We start from the raw sequence: 18,195 nt of genomic DNA, 5'->3' as shown, positions 1-18,195 counted from the left end.
TCAGGACTCGCGCGGTCCCCAGGACGGGTCGGGCACCCCGGGCGCCTGCACGCGGCGGCGCGACGGCGACTTCGCGGAGTCGTGGCCCTCACCCGGCTCCTTGCCACCGGGCCACTGCTTCGACGCGCGCGCGGCGAGGACGAAGGACTTGCGCAGCGGCGTCCCCTCGAAGCCGTCGGGCAGGAGCAGCGGCCGCAGCCCGGACCCGGACCCGTCGTCGAACCCCTCGAACTCGACCCCGAACATCTCGTGCGTCTCGCGCTCGTGCCAGGCCGCGCCGGCATACACGTCGGTCACCGAGGCGAGCGAGGCACCCTCGGGGACCCGCGTCGCGATCCGTATGCCGTGCACTCCCGCGACCTGGTCACCCGTCACCGAGTCGCGGCGCTGGAGGGCGAGGGCCCTGAGCACCACGTCGTAGCCGGGCGCCGCCTCGTCGTAGGTGCGGTCGACGGCGCTGAGCCAGTCGAAGAACGTGAACCCGGTCGCGTGCGCGGCCGCGACGGCCCCGTGCCAGTCGGCCGGCGCCACGTCGTGCAGCTCGTCGGTGCTCACGTCGGTGCTCACGTCGTCACCCTAGACCGACAGCTGGTCCGACTTCTTGCCCCGTTGGGACACCTCGCTGGCGCTCGGCGTCCCAACGGGGCAAGAAGTCGTGGTGGTCAGCGGGTCGCGGCCTGCTTCGCCTGGCGGGCGGACCAGACGCGGTCGGCGGCGTCGATGCTCGCCCGCGAGGACAGGTCGACACCGGCGCGTGCCGCAGCGGCCTTGACCGCGGCCGTCCGAAGGTTCGGCGTGCGGAACTCCTTCGGCGTGATCGAGGCGTCCTGGACGGCATACGAGCGCTGCTGCGCCGCAAGGCGATCGGCACTGGCGGCCGCACGCTTCGACGTCGCCGAGGTGAGGCGGAACGCGCTGCCGGTGAGCGGCGTGCTCACCGTGGGCGCGTAGCCGCTCGCGTGGCCCGGCTTGTTGGGGTGGTAGCTCTCGCTGATCGGGTTCGAGAGGCCGTTGAGCCACTCGACGTCGTCGCACACGGCGTGGCCGATGAAGCGCGACGTCGGGTTCGCGAAGCTGAAGCCCTTGGCGCTCGCAGCGGCCGCCGTCTTGCTGTTGAGCAGGTCCGCCATCGCGTTGAGACGGGTCTCCTCGGCCGGCGAGAACCACGTGAGGGCGTTGCAGTCCTCACCCTGGAAGATGCGCGGGTAGCCGACGATGACGACCTTGGCGTTGGGCGCCTTGCTCCGGATCGACGTGTACAGCGTCGAGAGCCGGCCCGGCAGCACGTTGTTGACGAAGCTCTGGGCGGTGTCGATCGCGCCGTTGCAGTTGCTCGCCCAGCCGGGCATGGCGCACTCGGTGAGCACGTCGGCGAACCCGGCGTCGTTGCCGCCCACCGAGAGCGTCACGTGGGTCGTCGACGACGTGAGGGCGCTGAGCTGGGTGTTGGTGACGTCGGGGATGGTGGCGCCCGAGCAGGCGCGGAAGTTGAGGGCCAGCCCCTTGGACGCCGCGATGAGCGAGGGGTAGGCCGAGGTCGAGCGCTGGCAGGAGGTGCCGTCAGCGATGTAGCTGCGGGTGCCGGTCCCCGAGGAGTAGGAGTCGCCCAGGGCGACATAGAAACTGGCGGCCTGTGCAGGCGCGGCACTGATCACGAGGCTGGTCGCGGCGGCTCCCGCGGCGATCAGGCCCAACGCTCGAACTGTCGTCATTGACATCTCCCATGGGTGGCAGGACTGGTGCTCGCAACCTAGGGCCGGGCAGTGACCCCCGTCACAGAACTTTGCCAAGTTCTTACCTGCGGGTAGCGAACCTTTGCGTCCGCAGTGCTGGTCGGCTTCGCGACCACGGTCGCGGACGTCGTGCGTATGCCGTCCCGCGGCGTGCGTGGTCAGCCGCGGCCGTGGACGCGCCGCACCCTGATCGGCCCCTTGGCCGTCGACGGGTCGACGACCTTGCCGCCCTGGACGATCTCGACCTCGCCCGCGTCGACGAGCCGACGGGCGGCGCGGCGGGCCGGCTCCATGAGGGCTCGCCACTCCTGCGCACCAGGGCCTGCACCCGAGCCGTCGTCAGACGCCGCCACCGCCCGCGCCGCCTCGGACGGGCAGATCGTCGCGCCGGCCGCCCGGTTGCCGAGCAGGTCGAGGATCGAGCCCTCCAGAGCCCGGTCGACGGCACCGACGCCTCGGCGACGGCAGGCGGCCGAGCAGTAGCGGACCTGGTCCCAGTCCCTCTCCCACTTCTTGCGCCACTCGATCCGTCGACCGCACGCCGCGCACGTCTTGGGCTCCCGCTGGGCGCTCATCGTCGTCGCGAGCGCTGACGCCGGCGTGAGCGCCGTGTCTCCGGGGCGTCCCCGGCCTCCCCGCGAGCCCGTCGACGCTGCGGCGGCGGCGCGGGCAGGCCGTCGTCGAGGGCGATCTGGGCCGCGACGAGGACGAGCCCGGCCCCGAGCAGCACGAGACCGAAGCGCTGGTGCCCTTGGCCGAGCAGCCCGGCCCCGACGGAGGCGACGGCGCCCCCGGCCACGAGCGCCCGCGGCAGCTTGGGCAGTCGGTGTCTCGCCCGAGGAGCGAGGAACAGTCCCCACAGCGCAGCGACGACGACGACCGCGAGGACGCCAAGCAGGCTGCCCGCCACTCCCCCGCCGACGCTGCCGGACGCGAGCATGAACACGCCCACCATGAAGGCGAACTCGATGACGAACGCGAGCAGCCCGAGGGCGACGAGCATCACCGAGGCGGCTCGACGCGAGCGCGCGTCACCTCGGCGGCGGACCCCGTGCGGTGGGCGGTGTAGCGGGGGGCCGCGGCGCCCTCGCCGTCGGCCGGACCGAGCCGTCCGGCGCCACCGAGGCGCTCGGCGATCGCCCGGCCGGAGAGGCGCTCGCCGGCGATCTGTTCCTGGAGCCGGATGATGCCGTGCAGCAGGGCCTCGGGTCGCGGCGGGCAGCCCGGGACGTAGACGTCGACGGGGATGAGCTGGTCCACGCCCTTGGTCACGGAGTACGAGTCCCAGTACGGCCCACCGGAGTTGGAGCACGCACCGAACGAGATGACGTACTTGGGCTCGGGCATCTGGTCGTAGAGGCGCCGGATGGCGGGGGCCATCTTGTCGGTGACCGTCCCCGAGACGACCATGAGGTCGGCCTGGCGTGGCCCGGGCGCGAACGGGATGACCCCGAGGCGGATGAAGTCGTGCCGGCCCATCGACGCGGCGATGAACTCGATGGCGCAGCAGGCCAGCCCGAAGTTGAACACCCACAGCGAGTAGCGCCGGCCCCAGTTGAGGACGACACGGATCGGCTTCGGCGCGTGCTCGCCCACGGGGCCGACGCGGGGCATCGGCAGCGGCACGGACCGGTCGTGGGTCACGTCGCTCACGTCACTCATGCGATCACGTCCATCGCAGCAGCCCGCGCCGGGCGGCGTGGAGCAGCCCGACGACGATGATCCCGATGAACACCGCGATCTCGACGAGCGAGGCGACACCGAGGTCGGCATCACGCAGGACGTAGGCCCACGGGAAGAGATAGACGGCGTCGACGGCGAAGACGACGTAGAGGAAGGCGTAGGAGAGGTAGCGCACCTGGCTCTGCGCCCAGCCCTGCCCGACCGGGTCCACACCGGACTCGTAGGTCGTGAGCTTGGCCGGCGTCGCGGCGCGCGGCGCGAGCAGGACACGGGCACCCATGGCCGCGATGACGAGCAGCATGCCGGTGGCCAGCACCGCTGCCGCCGCCACGTATCCGGTCATGCAGGTCACCTTAGCGAGCCGCACCCGAACCGGACGGGCTGCACCGAAATGACCACCCGCGCGGTCGCGTCCCGGGCCTAGACTGCGAGCGCAGAGAGGAGGGTCATGGCCATCTTCATGATCGAGCGCCAGTTCGCCGACCGGCTCGACCTCCAGCCCGAGGACGCGCGTGAGCTCCGTGAGATCAACGACGACGAGCACGTGCGCTGGCTCTACTCGTTCCTGTCCGCGGACCGTCGCAGGACGTTCTGCCTCTACGAGGCCGACTCTGCAGAGGCGATCCTGCGCGCCGCCGAGCGCGCCGGCGTCCCCGCGGACGTCATCGTCGAGGTGACGCACACCCTCACGCCTGACGGCGCGAGCCACGACATCCGGGAGTCCGTGGGCTGAGACCCGGCCGGACACCCGCTCAGGGGCCGGGGTCGAGCAGGCCGTGCTCGGCGGCATACCTCGACGCCATGGTCCGGTTCGTCACGCCGGTCTTCATGAGGATCGAGCGCACGTGGTTGGTCACGGTGTTCTCGCTGATGAAGAGCTCCTCGGCGAGCGCCCGGTTGCTCAGGCCCTGCGCGAGCAGCCGCAGCACCTCGACCTCGCGAGGGGTCAGCCCGTCGGCCCGGCGACGAGGTGGCACGACGCGCTCCAGGCTCGCGGTGAGCCTCGGCGAGTGCAGGGCGCCGACGCGTGCCGAGGCGTCGTGGCGGGCCACCTCGAGCGCCGTGGGTCCGGCCCCCGAGCGACGGAGGTGCTCGACGAGCGCGACGGCGTCATAGGCCACGAAGAGCGGGGCGCCCATCCGGCCGTCCATCTCGATCGCCGACCGCAGCAGGCCCTCGGCCCCGGGGCGGCCCAGGGTCGACTCGAGCATCCCGAGGTAGCGGTCGGCGGAGCCGAAGGCGGCGAGCATCGGCCCGACGGTGAGGTTGTGCCCGGCGTACTCCTCCGCCGCCTCACGCAGCCGGTCCGCGGCGGGTCGGTGGCGCAGCCAGACCGCCGCCTCGGTGACGAAGGCGATCGTCGCCGGCCACGTGGGCGAAGCCACGAACCGGGCCAGGTCCTGCTCGACGAGCCAGTCGAGCACCCGGCGGGCCGGCTCGCGCAGACCGAGCTCGACATAGAGGGCCAGCAGCCCCGGGGTCCAGTGCTGCTCGACGGACTCGTTCCCGGAGATGAACGGTGCGACCTCCCCGAGCCGTCCCTGCTCCCTGCGCAGGACGAAGGTCTGCACCGACAGCCGCTCGGTGAGCTCGGCCCGGGTGCCGACGCGGTGGGCCTGCAGGAGCTCCTCCCCGATCGCCTCAGCCCGGGCGAGGTCACCCCGGACGAAGGCCCGGACCCACTCGAAGCACGAGGACTGGACCTGGAAGAACGGCTCGCCGCTCGCCGCCGCGGCCCGCACCAGGTCCGCGTGGGACCGCTCGTACTGCTCCGCGTCACCCACGAGGTGGGCGACGAGCGCGAGGATCGAGGCACCGTTGAAGACCCACTCGGACTCGCCCCCGGCGGTGCCGAGACGGACGAGCTCCTCGCACCGGGGCCGTTGCTCCGGAGCGGTCCGGGGCCGCACGTTCATGATGATGCTGCACTCCACGGCGTGGGCCAGGGTCGCGCGGTCACCGGACGCGGTGGCCAGCTCGATGGCCCGGGCGCAGACCTCGCGTCCGCGGTCGAAGTCACCCGTGAACGTCAGCGCCCGACCCAGGCTCGCGACGGCGGCGATCCGCAACGGGTCGGTCTCCGCGACGTCGGCCTGGCCCAGGGTGGTGGCGAGCAGGTCCGCCGCCTCGAACCCCAGGTCCCCGATGCGCCAGGTCGCACCCTCGAAGGCGACGGCCGCGCGGAGCCGGTCGCGCTGGCTGCCCTGCGCCGCCACCGCCCGGTCGAGGTCGCACGCCGCTGCGAAGTCACCCGCGGCCCGGAACGACTCCGCCGCGAGCAGGCGCAGGTCGTCACGGTCGGCGTCGTCGTCGGCGAGCTCGGCCGCCCGGGCGAGGGCCTGCCCCGCCTCGTGGTGCGCCAGCCGGGCACGGGCCACCGACGCCGCCTCGGTGAGGTAGTGCACGGCCTCGCGGCGGTGTCCCAGGACCTCGGCACGTGCGTAGTGGTGGGCGATGCGCTCGACCCGGTTGGGCACCGACGAGGGGCCCGCCTCGAGGGCTCGCGCGACGTCGACGTGGAGGTGGAGCAGGTCGCTGCGGGGCATGAGGTCCAGCACGGACTGCCGGCAGAGGACGTGGTCGAAGGCGACGCGCGACCCGTCACCCGCGAGGTTCCGCAGCAGGCCGGCCATCTCTGCCTGGCCCAGGCCCTCGAGCGTCTCGTCCACGTCCTGCCCTGCCACGCGGGCGAGGAGCTCGACGGGCACCTCGTCCCCGACGACCGCCGCGACCTCCACGAGCCGGCGGGTGCCGGTCCCCAGCCGCCCCAGGCGACCGGCATACAGGTCGCGCACCGTCTGCGGCGTCGGCAGCTCACCGGAGCCGAGGTGCGCGAGGCCATCGCCCCCGGCGTCCACGAGGTCCCTGACGACCTCGCGCAGGTAGAACGGGTTGCCGCCCGTGCGCTCGAGCAGCAACGGCGCCACCGCACGCGCCCTGTCGGGAGGTGCGCCGGTGCGCGCCGTGACGTACTCCGCGACGTCGCCCTCGGTGAGCGGGGAGAGCCGGACCCTGCTCACGCCCTCGAGCCGGTGGAGCTCGGCGACCGCGCCGGCCAGCGGCGCCGACCGGTCGGGGGCCGTGCTGCGGTACGACGCCAGGCACAGCAGCCGGACGTCGCCGGTGTGCCGGGCCACGTGGGACAGCAGCTCGAGTGAGGTGGCACCGGCCCAGTGCAGGTCCTCGAGGACGACCAGGACCGGGCGCTCCCGGGCAGCGGCTCGCAGCGCCGTGACGAGCGCCGCGTGGAGCTCACGGGTCGTCGGGGGGCGCGAGGACCCGATGGCCGCGCCGGTCCCGACGAGGGTGCCCAGGAGCTGGGCGAGTGCCGTCCCCCCGTCACCGGGCACCTCCGCGAGCTCACCTGCCAGAACCGCCGACGTCAGCGCCTCGACCGGACCGACGAACGGTTGGTAGGGCGCCCCACCCTCGGCCACGCACGACCCGAGCAGGACGGCCGCACCGTGGGCGTGCAGGATCCGGCCGGCCTCCGCGATGAAGCGGGACTTGCCCGCGCCGGCCTCACCCTCGAGGAAGACGACCTGGGCGACCCCCGACTCCACGGCGGCCCACGCCTCCTCGAGGGCGCGGAACTCCGCGCGCCGGCCCACGAACGGGCTGGCGTGGACCCGCCATCGGGCCGGGAGGTCTGGGGGCGTCCACCGCTCCACGTCACCCACGGTAGGCCCGTCGTATGCCGTGGTGCGGCACTCGCCCGAACCGCACGGTGGCGCACGCTCACCTCGCTCCGAAGATGGCCAGATCTGGCCATGCCAGCGGCACTGCGGAGGTCGCCAGTCCTGGTCAGGTGCCGGCTCGGCCGCGTCCCTAACGTCGTTGGCACAGAGATCCCCACCGATGGAAGGACACACCGTGAACACTCACCTCGCACGGGGCACCGCAGCTGTCGGAGGATCGCTGCTCGGCCTGCTCCTCCTCGCCGGCCCCACGTCGGCCAAGGACATCGGCCCCGGGGACGCCCTCCCCGGCACCACCTCGTCGGCCTCCTGCCGCAACGTCGTCCCCGAGGACCGGGCCGCCTGCCAGGGCGCCGGCACCACCACGGTCCCCCGCAGCGCTCCGGCCTCGATCCCCGACCTCCACGTCGAGGGAGGCCTGCTCGGTCTCGAGCCGGGACAGCTCGGCGTCGTCGTGCTCGGCGCGGCAGCGCTCGCGGGCGCGGCCCTCGTCACGACGCGGCACCGTCACCCGCACGCGTCGGGGCACCGCCCGGCCTGACCCAGACCTTGACGAGGCGTGGCGTCACCCGAATCCCGGGGGGGCGCCACGCCTTCCCGTGCCCGGCGCATGCCTGCGTAGACCTAGTCGGGCTGTCGCGGTGCCTCACTTGGTGAGGTAGCAGGCTCCGTAGATCGTCGCCACGGTGTTGACGTTCGTGCCGACCGACAGCTCGGAACCGTCCTTGTCGTAGACCGACATCTGGTGGGCACCCGGCTCGTCCTTGAGGGTGTGCTCGTCGCCGTAGCCACGCTTGGCCGCGACCTCCTTGACCGCCGCCCACGCGCGCGGCCAGTCGGCGTCGGGGATCGCACCGAACGCTCCACCGGCGGTGAGGTTGAGCGTCCCGGCGCCGTCGACCGCGTCGAAGGGCTCCTTGCACAGGGAGCCGGAGTCGACGGCGGGCTCGGGGGTGCGCCACTTCAGAGCTGGATTGACCTGGCTCAGGGCCTCACGGACCTCGGTGAGGAGGGCGAGGTTGTCTCGTTTGGCCTCGGCCTCGCTGCGACGCGAGTCGAGCTGCTGTCGTGCGTCCACTGGGTCTCCTGTCTTGGGGGTGTCGCCGGCTCCCCCGGTGCACCCGGGAAGCAGGGCCAGGACGGCGGCGACGACCACGACTGCCCTCGTCGCGACCCGTGCCCCGGGGCGTCGTCGGTCGGTCGGAGTGCGGCGATGGCCGGTCATCGGGTCGTCGCCTTTCACTTGAGGAACCCCGGCCACCACGGCTGGGCGTCGAGCGGGTCGGTCCAGAAGCCCACATTGTGGCCCTCGATGACGTCGTCCGGGTGGCCGCCCACGACCTGCGCCATCGAGTACTGGCTCGTCGAGCCGTCCTGGAGGTAGTCGGAGTGGCCCGTGACACCGTGCCAGGAGCGTCCGTCCGCGGACTGGCCGTCGCCGGTCTCGAGGTGGTTCATCCCGTCGAGACCGGTGGGGTCGCTGCCGAACCGGCCGAGGTCGCCGACCGGGTCCCACTTGGCCTCCGCGTAGTAGGCGTTCCCCTCGGGCAGGTGCAGGTCACCGAGGTCGCTCGTCCCCAGCCCCGGGGAGCCGAAGAAGACGGCGCGGTCGACACCCGTGCCCTCGTGCTGGAGCGAGTAGCCCGTCGTCGTCGAACCGTAGGAGTGGCCGAGCGCGGTGAGGTCGGGGTCCTCCAGCCGGGAGGCGTTGAGGCCGGTGAAGTACGCCGCGAGGTCACGGCCGCCGTCCTCGGCGGACCCCGAGAGGGCCACGGAGTCACCGGCGAACGTCGTGCCCCACTGCGGCGCCTGGTAGTCGAGCCACGTCACCGTCGCGACCGTCCCCGACTCTCCGCGGTTGAACAGCTCCTCCTCGGTGCGGAGCCTCAGCTGAGCCATGGAGGAGTCGTAGCCGCCCATGCCCTCGACGGTGGAGGTCAGCCCGGGAGTGAAGACGGCGACGTGATCGGCGGTGTCGACGTTGCCGTTGGCGACGATCGCCTGCGTGCGAGGCGTCGTGAAGTCCACACCGATGAGCTGGTGCTCACCGGGACGCGCGAGCATCTCGTCGAGTGTGGCGATCGCTCCCTGCTCCTCCTTGAGGTCGGTGTACTCGTCGATGTGGTCCTGGTAGAAGACCGGGTCGAGGGTGCCGTCGGCCCTCACGAAGCCGGCCTCGAGCTCGGCGAGCCTCGACGTGACGTGGGTGCGGCGCGTGTCGAGGAGGTTGCGGTTGGCCAGGTCCCGCGACGTGGCGTCGATGCCGTCGCGATTGCCGATCCACCCGGGGTGCAGGGCGATGACGAGGGCGCGCTCGTCCGGCGAGAGCGTCGCCCACCACGCGGCGTTCTGGGTCGGGGAGCCGCCCTGCGGCGGCTCGAGCACGCTGAGGTCGCCCTCCACCTCGCCGATCGCCGAGGCCTGCGCGAGCGTGCCCTTGCCACCGTCGATCCGGCCCCGCTCGATGCTCGTGAGGACGGCGGAGAGGTCCGCGTCCACGTCCGCGGCCTTGCGCAGGGCCTCGGAGATCCGGGTGACGCACTCGTCGACCTGGGCCTGCCGGGCACGGCGGGCCTCGACGTCCTCCTCGGTGTCGTCGACACGGCATACGAGGAGCTCGTTGGTCGTGACCACACCGGAGGCGCTGATCGTCAGGGAGCTGAGGCGGGCGTACTCCTTCGCCTGGTCCACGGCACCCACGACGCCGAGGACACCGTCCGCCGCGTCACAGACCGCGGTGTATGCCGCGGACACCTCCGCGACGACGTCGCGGAGGTCGTCGGCGACCGTGCCGAGACGGGTGCCTGAGGTCTCGGCGGCGTCGCCGGTCCAGTTCCTGGGAAGGCCCATCGTCGCCAGCTCGTCGGCGAGGTCGAGCAGGTCGCGTCGCGTGGTGCGCAGCTCGCGCTCGGCGGTGGCGAGTGGCTCGTGCCTCCACGCCGTGATGTCGGACCAGGTCAGGGGCACTCGTCACCGCCCCTGGCCGAGGGGCCCGAACGCGTCACGGGCGGCCTCGTCGTCGAGCTCGTACTGGTCGGCGTTGGTGTCCAACGTGCTTCCGTAGCCGCGAGCCGCCTTGGCCCAGTCGGACAGCTCGGTGGTCCACCCCGAGCTCACCCGCGCCATGACCGCGATGCTGGCGGCGCCGGGCATGCCGGTGCCCGCGCCGGTGAGGTGGCTGCCCGGCGTCTGGCGCGCGACCTCGGTGGCAGCCGTCCGAGCAGCCTTCGCCGAGTCGCGCAGGTCCTTGATCTCGACCTCGTACGCCATCTGCACCCCCCGTCGTGTGTGTCCCCGGCGCCAGCCTGTCAGCCCTCCCCTGCCCGGGCAATGGGGAGAGCTCCCCGGCAACGGGGCGTGCATGGACACCTCCATAGCCTTGCCTTACCTCGGTCGTACGATGGGGACACCACGTCGGGACACGACGCACGCGTCCCGACCGACGTCTCTCGAGTCAGGTGTTCATGTCCAGCAAGACCGTCCAGAAGCTCGATCGCGTCGTCATCCGTTTCGCCGGTGACTCCGGCGACGGGATGCAGCTCACCGGCGACAGGTTCACCTCCGAGACGGCGGCCATGGGCAACGACCTCTCGACGCTGCCCAACTTCCCCGCCGAGATCCGCGCGCCCCAGGGGACGCTGCCCGGTGTCTCGAGCTTCCAGCTCCACTTCGCCGACCACGACGTGCTCACGCCGGGCGACGCTCCCGACGTCCTCGTCGCCATGAACCCGGCAGCGCTCAAGGCCAACCTCGCCGACGTCCCCCGCGGCGCGACGATCATCGTCAACACCGACGAGTTCTCCAAGCGCAACCTCGCCAAGGTCGGCTACGCCGAGAGCCCGATCGACGACGGCAGCCTCGAGTCCTTCCACGTGCATCCGGTGCCCCTCACGAGCATCACCGTCGACGCGCTCGCCGCGTTCGACGGCCTGACCCGCAAGGAGAAGGAGCGCGCCAAGAACATGTTCGCGCTCGGGCTCCTGTCGTGGATGTACACCCGCCCGACGACCGGCACCGAGGCCTTCCTCACGAAGAAGTTCGGCGCCCACCCCGAGATCCTCGAGGCCAACCTCGCGGCGCTGCGGGCCGGCTGGAACTACGGCGAGACGACCGAGGACTTCGCGTCGAGCTACGAGATCGCACCCGCGGTGATGCCGCCCGGCACCTACCGCAACATCACCGGCAACACCGCGCTCGCCCACGGCCTCGTCGCCGCCGCGCACCAGGCGAAGCTGCCGCTCGTCCTCGGGTCCTACCCGATCACCCCCGCGTCCGACATCCTCCACGCGCTGTCGGCGCTCAAGCGCCACGACGTGACGACCATCCAGGCCGAGGACGAGATCGCCGGCATCGGCATCGCCCTCGGCGCGAGCTTCGGCGGCGCCATCGGCGTGACCACGACGTCCGGCCCGGGTGTCGCGCTCAAGTCCGAGACCATCGGCCTCGCCGTCTCGCTCGAGCTGCCGCTCATCATCGTCGACGTCCAGCGCGGCGGCCCCTCGACCGGCCTGCCGACCAAGACCGAGCAGGCCGACCTGCTCCAGGCGATGTACGGCCGCAACGGCGAGTCCCCCGTCCCGATCGTCGCGCCCTCGACGCCGGCCGACTGCTTCGACGCCGCCTTCGAGGCGGTCCGGATCGCGACGGCATACCGGACTCCGGTGTTCATCCTCAGCGACGGCTACCTCGCCAACGGCTCCGAGCCGTGGGCGGTCCCCGAGGTGAGCGAGCTGCCCGACCTGCAGGTCGAGTTCGCGAGCGAGCCCAACGGCGTCGACGACAAGGGCGAGCCGGTCTTCCACCCGTTCCTGCGCGACCCCGAGACGCTGGCCCGGCCGTGGGCCGTCCCCGGCACCGCCGGTCTCGAGCACCGCATCGGCGGCATCGAGAAGGCCGACGTCACCGGCAACATCTCCTACGACCCCGACAACCACGACAAGATGACGCGGCTGCGTGCCGCCAAGGTCGCGGGCATCGCGGGCATCCCCGACGTCGTCGTCGAGGACCCCTCGGGCGAGGCGCGCCTCCTCGTGCTCGGCTGGGGCTCCACGCAGGGCCCGATCGCCGCTGCGGTCAGGGCCGTTCGCAACGCCGGTCACTCCGTCGCCAGCGCGCACCTGCGCCACCTCAACCCGTTCCCCGCCAACCTCGGCGAGGTGCTGCGGTCCTACGACCGCGTCGTCGTCCCCGAGATGAACCTCGGCCAGCTGTCGATGTTGCTGCGCGCCGAGTTCCTCGTCGACGTCCGCCCCCACACGTCGGTCCGCGGCCTGCCGTTCTCCACGGTCGACCTCGCCGACGTCATCCTCACCCACCTCGAGGAGCTCGCGTGACCACCATCGACCACCCGACCACGAGCAACGGCGCGGCCGCGCGCCCGAGCGGGCTGGCCGGCATACCCCTGCTGGCCCCGGACGCACCCGCACAGACCAAGAAGGAGTTCACCTCCGACCAGGAGGTGCGCTGGTGCCCCGGGTGCGGCGACTACGCCATCCTCGCCGCGGTCCAGTCGTTCCTGCCCGAGCTGGGGCTCAAGCGCGAGAACATCACCTTCGTCTCGGGCATCGGCTGCTCCTCGCGCTTCCCGTACTACCTCGACACCTACGGCATGCACTCGATCCACGGGCGCGCGCCGGCGATCGCCACCGGTCTGGCGACCTCGCGGCCCGACCAGAACGTCTGGGTCGTCACCGGTGACGGCGACGCGCTGTCGATCGGTGGCAACCACCTCATCCACGCGCTGCGCCGCAACGTCAACATGACGATCCTGCTGTTCAACAACGAGATCTACGGACTGACCAAGGGCCAGTACTCCCCCACGTCGCGCGTCGGCCAAGTGACGAAGTCCTCGCCGCTCGGGTCGGTGGACCAGCCGTTCAACCCGGTGTCGCTCGCGCTCGGTGCCGAGGCGACGTTCGTCGCGCGCACCATGGACAGCGACCGCAAGCACCTCACCGCGATCCTGCGCGCCGCCGCCGAGCACCGCGGCACCTCGCTCGTCGAGATCTACCAGAACTGCCCGATCTTCAACGACGGCGCGTTCGAGCTCATCAAGGACCGCACGCAGCAGGAGGCGCGCATCGTGCACCTCCTCGACGGCGAGCCGGTGCAGGTCGGTCCCGAGGACGACCGCAAGACCCTCGTCCGTATGCCGGGAGGTCGCCAGGAGTTCGTCGCTGCGGACTCGCTCCCGGAGGGTGCCGAGGTCGTCGTCCACGACGCCGGCGCCGAGGACCCGAGCCAGGCGTTCGCGCTCTCGCGGCTCAACACCCCCGAGATGACGCACGTCCCCATGGGCATCTTCCGCTCGGTCTCGCGCCCGACCTACGACGACGGTGTGCGCGCCCAGGTCCGGGCGGCCGTCGACACCGCCGGTGGCCCCGCGACCGACGACGACCTCGCCGCCCTGCTGCGTGGTCGCGACACCTGGACCGTCGGGTGACGCTGGACGTTCGGGTGACGCTGGACCCTCGGGTGACCGGGGCGTGAGCGCACCCCTCGCGGGTGACGACGCAGAGCTGAGGCGGGGGACGGCATACGCCTTCCTCGCCTACGGCATCTGGGGACTCTTCCCGCTCTACTTCCACGCCCTCAAGCCGTCGGGCGCGTTCGAGATCCTCGCGCACCGGATCCTGTGGACGCTGGCGTTCTGCGCGGTCGTACTGCTCGTGCGGCGCGACTTCGGGTGGCTGCGGACGGTGGCCGCGCGACCCCGCCTCCTCGGGGGGCTGACGATCGCGGCGCTGCTCATCGCGGCGAACTGGGTCATCTACGTGCTGGCGGTCATCACCGGACGCACGTATGCCGCGGCGCTCGGCTACTTCCTCAACCCCATCGTCACGGTCGCGCTGGGGGTGCTCGTGCTTCGCGAGCGGCTGCGACCGCTGCAGTGGGCAGCGGTGACGGTGGGTGCGGTGGCGGCCGTCTACCTCACGGTGGCCGGCGGCGAGTTCCCGTGGATCGCGGTGTCGCTCGCGTTCTCGTTCGCGTTCTACGGGCTCGTCAAGAAGAAGGTCGGCGCCACGCTCGACGCGATGCACTCGCTCACCGTCGAGACGATGGTGCTCGCGCCCGTCGCGGTCGGCGTGCTCGTCTGGCTGTCGGCGCAGGGCTCGACGACGTTCGGCTCGCACGGTGGGTGGCACACGGGTCTGCTCGTGGCGGCCGGTGTCGTCACGGCGATCCCGCTGCTGTTCTTCGCCGCGGCGGCGCGTCGCATCCCGCTGGTGACGATCGGGCTCATCCAGTTCCTCACGCCCATGCTGCAGCTGCTCATCGGCGTGCTGGTGCTCGGTGAGCACGTGTCCGGCGCGCTGTGGGTCGGCTTCGCGATCGTCTGGGTGGCGCTGGTGCTGCTGTCGATCGACTCGCTGCGCCAGGCGCGCAGCAACCGGCGCACCCGCCTCGCCGCCCTCGAGCCCGACCCCTGCCCCTGAGCGCCGACCGCCGACCTGCTGGCCTGCTGGCTTGGTCTCTCGGCGCTGTGCACTGCTGCACCCCAGCGCAGCAGCGCACAGTCTGGCAGTGCACTGCTGCACCCCAGCGCAGCAGTGCACAGCGGCGTCAGGGACCCAGCACGTGGCTGAGGTGCGCGTTGCCGAACCGGCGCTCGGGGTCGACCCGGTTGCGCACCAGCTGCACCTCCGCGAACCTCGGGTAGTGGCGGGCCAGCTCCTGCGCCCCGAGCGTGTGCAGCTTGCCCCAGTGCGGACGCCCGGCGTGCTCGCGCACCATCGCCTCGAAGGCAGCGAACACTCCGCCGTCGTCCATCCGGTGATACTGGTGGACCGCGACGTAGGCGTTCTCCCGCTCGTATGCCGTCGACAGCCACACGTCGTCGGCTCCCGTCGAGCGCACCTCGACGGGGAAGGGCAGCGACACGTCGTGGCCGTCGATCCACTCGCGGAGCTCGGCGATGACGGCGGGCAGGGAGGCGCGCGGGACGGCATACTCCGACTCGCGGAAGCGCACGTCACGCGAGGTGCAGAAGACGCGCCACGAGGTGTCGGTGTACTCCTTGGCGCCGAGCACGCGGGCGCTCACCTGGTTGAGCCGAGGGACGATCGCCGGTCGCGCGGCGGCGGCCCGGTTGAGGCCCTCGAAGACGGTGTTGCTCAGCAGGTCCTCGTCGAGCCACTCGCGCCACCGGGGCTGCGGCCGTCCGGGATCGGAATGGTCGACGCGTGAGTTGCGCTTGAGGAGGACGCGGTCGGTGTGCGGGAACCAGTGGAAGTCGACGTGGTCGTGCTCGGCGATGAGACTTTCGTAGCCCTCCACGACCTCGTCGAGCCGGCCCGGTGACTCGAGCGCGCGCAGCCGGAACGCAGGCACGCACTGGAGCTCGACCTCGACGACGACACCGAACGCCCCGAGCCCGACCGTCGCCGCCCGGAACAGGTCCGGGTCGTGCGAGTCGTCCACTGAGACGACCGACCCGTCGGCGAGCACGAGAGTCAGCCCGGTGACGGCGGCGGCGATCCCCTGATGCCGGACCCCCGTGCCGTGGGTGCCCGTCGCGATGGCCCCGGCGATGCTCTGCCGGTCGATGTCGCCGAGGTTGGGCAGCGCGAGACCGAGACCGTCGAGCAGCGGGTTGAGGACGTGCAGCGGGGTGCCGGCGGCGACCCGCACCCGCTGCCGGGCCAGGTCGACGTCGACGATCCCGCTCAGCGCGGTGAGGCGCAGCAGCGTCCCGTCGGTGGCGACGAGCGGTGTGAACGAGTGCCCGGCACCGACGACGCGCACCCGCTGGCCGCGCTCGCCCGCCTGCTTGACGGCGGTGACGACGTCCTCGACCGACCTCGGCTCGACGAGCCGCGCCGGTGAGGCCGTGACGTTGCCGGCCCAGTTGCTCCAGCTCGGCGTCGCGCTCATCCGAAGTTCTGCCCTTCTCCGCGATAGCTCGGCACGGTCTCGACGAGCCGTCCCTGCTGCACGAGGTGCACGTGGTCGAACCGCTCGAGCAGCTCGCCCGCCTTGGCCCCGCGCATCCAGACCCGGTCGCCGGGGGCCATCCGGTCGGCGGCGCTGCCCCGCAGCGGGGTCTGGACCTCGCCGGCCGCCTCGCTCCGGATGAGCGTCAGCGCGCGGCTGACGGGGCTCGGGACGCGCGACCACCCGGGCTCGCCGCTCGCGACGTAACCCCCGCTGTATGCCGTGACGATCCCCTTCCCGGGCCGGCGCACTACGGGCAGGGCGTAGGTCATGGCGGGTCGCGGGGTGAAGTCGTCGTAGGCGTCGAAGAGCGTCGGGCCGTAGAGCCCCGAGCCGGCCGCGAACTCGGTGAGGGTGTCGGCGGCGGCGAGGCGGCCGAGGCTGCCGGTGCCGCCCCCGTTGACGAAGTCGAGGTCGGTGAGGGCCCGCACCGCCTCGACGAGGGGCGCCCGGCGCTCGGCGAGGTCGGCGAGGCTGCGCTTCTTGAGGGTCGAGAGGTGCGGCCCCTTGTCGGGGAGCCCGGCGACCTGGGCGTCGTAGAACATCAGGCCCACGACCCGGAGCCCGGCGTCGAGGGAAGCGCATGTCACCACCAGCGCGTCGGCCGGCGTGCGCAACGGCGAGCGTCGCACGCCGAGGTGCAGGCGCCCGACGCGCAGCGAGCAGTCGACGTCGAGGGCGACGCGCACGCCGCTGCCGACGCCGAGCAGGTCGGTGAGCAGGCGCACGTGCTCGACGCTGTCGACGGCGAGCGTGATCTCGTCGCGCAGGTGCTCGTCCTCGGCGACCGACCGGATCCAGTCGGCGTCGACGCTCGGGTACGCCACGAAGACGTCCGTGAAGCCGTGCCGCACGAGCCAGACCGCCTCGGGCACGGCATACGCCATCACCCCGGCGAAGCCGGGACGGTCGAGGACGCGACGCAGCAGGGAGCGGCAGCGCACGGACTTGCTCGCGACGCGGATCGGGCGACCGGCCGCGCGTCGGGCGAGGTCGTCGGCGTTGGCGTCGAAGGCGTCGAGGTCGACGGTGACGAGCGGCGCGGGCAGCCCGGCGGTCGCCCTCTCGAGCGCGTCGACGTCGACGCCCGACTCGTCCTTGTGGCGGCGGCGGCTCATGCGCTCCTGCTCTCGACGGCGCCGCGGAAGGTGCGGCGGTAGGCCTGCGGTGAGACCCCCAGCGTGGCAGCACAGTGCTTGCGCAGCGAGGCACCCGTGCCGAAGCCGGCGCGTGTCGCGATGTCGTCGACGGTGAGATCGGTTGTCTCGAGCAGGTGCTGGGCCTGGCGCACCCGCTGCTGGGTGACCCATGCCGCGGGCGTCAGACCCGTCTCCTCGCGGAACCGGCGGGCGAACGTGCGCTCGCTCATGCGGGCCCGGCGAGCCAGCGCGGGCACGGAGAGGTCGTCGGCGACGTGCCCCGACGCCCAGGCTCGCACCGCCGAGGTCGACGCGTCGTCGACGACGGGGATCGGCCGCTCGATGAACTGCGCCTGTCCCCCGTCGCGCCACGGGGGGACGACGCAGTAGCGGGCGACGTCGTTGGCGACGGCGGCGCCGTGGTCGCGCCGGACCAGGTGGAGGCAGAGGTCGACGCCCGCGGAGAGCCCCGCGGAGGTGAGGACGTCGCCGTCGTCGGTGAAGAGCACGTCCTCGTCGAGGTCGACCTGCGGGTAGAGCTCGCGGAACATCTCGGTGTGCTGCCAGTGGGTCGTCGCCCGCCGGCCGTCGAGCAGGCCGGCCGCTGCGAGGACGTAGGCGCCGGTGCAGATCGACACCACCCGGGTGCCCGTGCGGATGCGCGCGAGGGCCGCGGCGAGGTCGCCGGGGACCACACCCTCGAGGCGCGGGCCGGGGATGCGCGTGCCGGGCACGATGACGGTGTCGGCGCGCGCGAGGAGCGACGCGTCGCCGTGGGGCAGCACGGCATAGCCGGTCGTCGTGGTGACCGGTCCGCCGTCGAGCGACGCCATCGCGACGTCGTAGAGCGGCCGGTCCTGCGCGTCCTTCGCGGACCCGAGGACGGCCGACGGGATGGTCGCGTCGTAGCCCACGAGCGGTTCGAGCAGGAGGACGACGACGCGGTGCGGGGAGTGGCGGCTGGACCGGCTCATGGCTGGATCTTTGCACATTGTGGCGTTCCTGCCA

Annotated in this window: 18 protein-coding genes; 5 read left to right on the top strand and 13 right to left on the bottom strand. The window is 72.4% G+C overall.

Annotation, left to right across the window (positions count from 1 at the left end; translation table 11 throughout):
* The 6 genes from KLO01_RS09860 to KLO01_RS09835 form a co-directional block, all read right to left on the bottom strand.
* A complete protein-coding gene (locus KLO01_RS09860; RefSeq protein WP_246136137.1) occupies nt 1-567 on the bottom strand; it encodes an NADH-quinone oxidoreductase subunit C in 567 nt (188 codons plus the stop codon).
* Between the two features lie 95 nt (nt 568-662).
* On the bottom strand, nt 663-1,712 hold the full coding sequence (locus KLO01_RS09855) for an SGNH/GDSL hydrolase family protein (protein WP_147064590.1): 1,050 nt from the start codon (nt 1,710-1,712) through the stop codon (nt 663-665).
* A gap of 179 nt (nt 1,713-1,891) precedes the next feature.
* Nucleotides 1,892-2,308 carry a DUF2256 and DUF3253 domain-containing protein gene (locus tag KLO01_RS09850; protein WP_147064588.1) on the bottom strand — a complete coding sequence of 139 codons (417 nt, stop codon included), beginning with the start codon at nt 2,306-2,308 and terminating at the stop codon, nt 1,892-1,894.
* Nucleotides 2,305-2,736: a DUF2568 domain-containing protein gene (locus KLO01_RS09845; RefSeq protein WP_246136169.1), complete on the bottom strand. Its 432-nt coding sequence runs from the start codon at nt 2,734-2,736 to the stop codon at nt 2,305-2,307. Before KLO01_RS09845 ends, KLO01_RS09850 begins: the two co-directional genes overlap by 4 nt.
* Entirely contained in the window at nt 2,736-3,395 is a 660-nt protein-coding gene (locus KLO01_RS09840) for an NADH-quinone oxidoreductase subunit B (protein ID WP_147064584.1), read from the bottom strand. The genes KLO01_RS09845 and KLO01_RS09840 overlap by 1 nt, the downstream gene beginning before the upstream one ends.
* 4 nt (nt 3,396-3,399) lie before the next feature.
* Complete coding sequence (locus KLO01_RS09835; protein ID WP_147064582.1) at nt 3,400-3,759, bottom strand: NADH-quinone oxidoreductase subunit A; 360 nt, start codon at nt 3,757-3,759, stop codon at nt 3,400-3,402.
* A gap of 105 nt (nt 3,760-3,864) precedes the next feature.
* On the opposite strand from KLO01_RS09835, the gene KLO01_RS09830 reads away from it, so the two are divergent.
* Entirely contained in the window at nt 3,865-4,149 is a 285-nt protein-coding gene (locus KLO01_RS09830; protein ID WP_147064580.1) for a DUF4242 domain-containing protein, read from the top strand.
* Nucleotides 4,150-4,168: 19 nt separating this feature from the next.
* Here KLO01_RS09830 and KLO01_RS09825 read toward each other — a convergent pair whose 3' ends face one another.
* Nucleotides 4,169-7,087: a helix-turn-helix transcriptional regulator gene (locus tag KLO01_RS09825; protein ID WP_186827994.1), complete on the bottom strand. Its 2,919-nt coding sequence runs from the start codon at nt 7,085-7,087 to the stop codon at nt 4,169-4,171.
* 202 nt (nt 7,088-7,289) lie between these two features.
* Between KLO01_RS09825 and KLO01_RS09820 the strand changes: the two genes are divergently transcribed.
* Nucleotides 7,290-7,655, top strand: a complete 366-nt coding sequence (locus KLO01_RS09820; RefSeq protein WP_147064575.1) for a hypothetical protein — start codon at nt 7,290-7,292, stop codon at nt 7,653-7,655.
* A gap of 105 nt (nt 7,656-7,760) precedes the next feature.
* Here KLO01_RS09820 and KLO01_RS09815 read toward each other — a convergent pair whose 3' ends face one another.
* The 3 genes from KLO01_RS09815 to KLO01_RS09805 all read right to left on the bottom strand — a co-directional run bounded on the left by KLO01_RS09815 (nt 7,761) and on the right by KLO01_RS09805 (nt 10,384).
* Nucleotides 7,761-8,192, bottom strand: a complete 432-nt coding sequence (locus KLO01_RS09815) for an LppA family lipoprotein (protein WP_186827993.1) — start codon at nt 8,190-8,192, stop codon at nt 7,761-7,763.
* 161 nt (nt 8,193-8,353) lie between these two features.
* Nucleotides 8,354-10,081, bottom strand: coding sequence for an alpha/beta hydrolase (locus KLO01_RS09810; RefSeq protein WP_147064572.1), 1,728 nt, complete (start codon nt 10,079-10,081; stop codon nt 8,354-8,356).
* A 3-nt stretch (nt 10,082-10,084) separates the two neighbouring features.
* The gene (locus KLO01_RS09805; RefSeq protein WP_147064569.1) at nt 10,085-10,384 is read right to left on the bottom strand and encodes a hypothetical protein; all 300 of its coding nucleotides are present in this window, start codon (nt 10,382-10,384) and stop codon (nt 10,085-10,087) included.
* A 194-nt stretch (nt 10,385-10,578) separates the two neighbouring features.
* Here KLO01_RS09805 and KLO01_RS09800 point away from each other — a divergent pair, with 194 nt between their 5' ends.
* The 3 genes from KLO01_RS09800 to rarD are packed head-to-tail and all read left to right on the top strand — an operon-like array spanning nt 10,579 to nt 14,550.
* Nucleotides 10,579-12,447 (top strand): 2-oxoacid:acceptor oxidoreductase subunit alpha, encoded by a 1,869-nt coding sequence (locus KLO01_RS09800; protein ID WP_147064567.1) that lies wholly within the window; start codon nt 10,579-10,581, stop codon nt 12,445-12,447.
* Nucleotides 12,444-13,556 carry a 2-oxoacid:ferredoxin oxidoreductase subunit beta gene (locus KLO01_RS09795; RefSeq protein WP_371860268.1) on the top strand — a complete coding sequence of 371 codons (1,113 nt, stop codon included), beginning with the start codon at nt 12,444-12,446 and terminating at the stop codon, nt 13,554-13,556. The genes KLO01_RS09800 and KLO01_RS09795 overlap by 4 nt, the downstream gene beginning before the upstream one ends.
* Before the next feature lie 43 nt (nt 13,557-13,599).
* Nucleotides 13,600-14,550, top strand: a complete 951-nt coding sequence (gene rarD / locus KLO01_RS09790; RefSeq protein WP_035948144.1) for an EamA family transporter RarD — start codon at nt 13,600-13,602, stop codon at nt 14,548-14,550.
* Nucleotides 14,551-14,677: 127 nt separating this feature from the next.
* Here rarD and KLO01_RS09785 read toward each other — a convergent pair whose 3' ends face one another.
* The 3 genes from KLO01_RS09785 to KLO01_RS09775 are packed head-to-tail and all read right to left on the bottom strand — an operon-like array spanning nt 14,678 to nt 18,161.
* Nucleotides 14,678-15,988 carry a D-arabinono-1,4-lactone oxidase gene (locus KLO01_RS09785; RefSeq protein ID WP_147064565.1) on the bottom strand — a complete coding sequence of 437 codons (1,311 nt, stop codon included), beginning with the start codon at nt 15,986-15,988 and terminating at the stop codon, nt 14,678-14,680.
* On the bottom strand, nt 15,985-17,166 hold the full coding sequence (locus KLO01_RS09780; RefSeq protein ID WP_147064563.1) for an amino acid deaminase/aldolase: 1,182 nt from the start codon (nt 17,164-17,166) through the stop codon (nt 15,985-15,987). The genes KLO01_RS09785 and KLO01_RS09780 overlap by 4 nt, the downstream gene beginning before the upstream one ends.
* Complete coding sequence (locus tag KLO01_RS09775; protein WP_222611964.1) at nt 17,163-18,161, bottom strand: GlxA family transcriptional regulator; 999 nt, start codon at nt 18,159-18,161, stop codon at nt 17,163-17,165. The genes KLO01_RS09780 and KLO01_RS09775 overlap by 4 nt, the downstream gene beginning before the upstream one ends.
* Nucleotides 18,162-18,195: the final 34 nt, after the last annotated feature.

It is taken from the genome of Knoellia locipacati (genome assembly GCF_007992835.1).
GTDB classification, from domain to species: domain Bacteria; phylum Actinomycetota; class Actinomycetes; order Actinomycetales; family Dermatophilaceae; genus Knoellia; species Knoellia locipacati.
Note: the sequence above shows the minus strand (reverse complement) of the source record. Positions and strands in the feature narration are given on the sequence as shown.